Genomic DNA, 1318 nt, shown 5'->3' with positions numbered 1-1318 from the left:
GCGGCGGCCTGCGCGGCCAACACCATGTTCACATCCGGCATGGCCGCGAGGATGGGTGCGGAGATCGAGGCGGAGGTGATGATGGCCACCGTACCGGACCCCTGGATGAGGCGGACGATGGTCGCGATGACGAACGGGATCAGGATGGTCGGCAGGGGGAGGCCGGCCACCGCCTGGCCGATGGACTCCGCCGTCCCGGACTCGCGCAGAACGCCGCCGAGGGCTCCGCCGGCGCCGGTGACCAACAGGATGATGCCCGCCGACTGTACGCCGAACTCCATGTCGTCCAGAGTCTCCTGGCGCGACTGGTTGCGGGCGAGGCCGTAGATCGCCACGAGGACGCCGAGCAGCAGGGCGATGACGGGGTTGCCGATGAAGGCGAGCGTGGAGACCAGCCCGGCAGGCAGGGCACCTTCGTTGTTCTCCACCATGGTGGCGGAGAAGGTGTTCAGGAAGATCAGGACGATCGGCAGCAGGATCGGCAGGATCGAGATGAACAGCCCGGGCAGCTCGCGTTCCCGGACGGCGGCACGCTCCTGGAACTCCTCGAAGGCCTCCGCGGGGGAGAGGCGTTCGCCCGTGTCCCGTTCGATCATGGCCTCGATCTTCGGACCCATGACCTTCGCGTACAGGGTCACCGCGATCATGGCGGGGAAGCTGAGGATGAGGCCCCAGAGGATCATCTCGCCGACGTTCACGTCGAAGATGCCGGCGGCGCCGAGCGGGCCCGGCGTCGGGGGGACGGCGTGGTGGGTGACGACCAGGCCGCCGGCGAGGGCGATGCCCAGGGTGAGGATGGACCGCCCGGAGGTCCGGGCCAGCGACCGCACGAGCGGCTGCAGGATCACGAAGGCGGAGTCCACGAAGATCGGGATGGAGATGACGAAGCCCGCGCCGGCGAGCGCCCACTCCTCCTTCCCCTTACCCAGCACGCGGATGAGGGAGTAGGCCAGCTTTTCCGCGGCCCCCGAGACCTCGAGGATGCGCCCCATCATCACGCCCATGCCGATGACGAGGCCGATGGTCCCGAGGGTCGAGCCGAAGCTGGTGGTGATGGCCTGGATAACGGCGTCCGGGGCCATCCCGGCCGCCAGACCCGCGATGGAGGCGGCGATGACCAAGGCCAGGACGGCGTGGATCTTGGTCCGGATGACGAAGAAGATGAGCAGGGCGACGGCTGCCGTGAGGCCGACCAGCGCACCGATCTCGGAGGCTTCGAGCCCGTTCATGGTGGTTCTCCTAGTGGTGTGGATCCGAGGGGTGAGGCCGACTCAGGCGACGAACTCGCGGTGGAACTGACGGACGGCGGCCTCGAAGC

The 1318-nt window shown here is 68.5% G+C and carries 1 protein-coding gene; it reads right to left on the bottom strand.

Annotated elements, in window-relative coordinates:
* On the bottom strand, positions 1-1229 hold a 1229-nt coding region (locus ACFWJO_RS39510; protein ID WP_386873101.1), incomplete at its 3' end, for a GntP family permease.
* Positions 1230-1318 lie beyond the last annotated feature (89 nt).

Origin of the sequence: Streptomyces sp. NPDC127092 (genome assembly GCF_042722475.1) — a bacterium.
Taxonomy (GTDB): Bacteria; Actinomycetota; Actinomycetes; order Streptomycetales; family Streptomycetaceae; genus Streptomyces.
The sequence above is the reverse complement of the archived record's forward strand: the minus strand, read 5'-3'. Positions and strand labels throughout refer to the sequence as shown.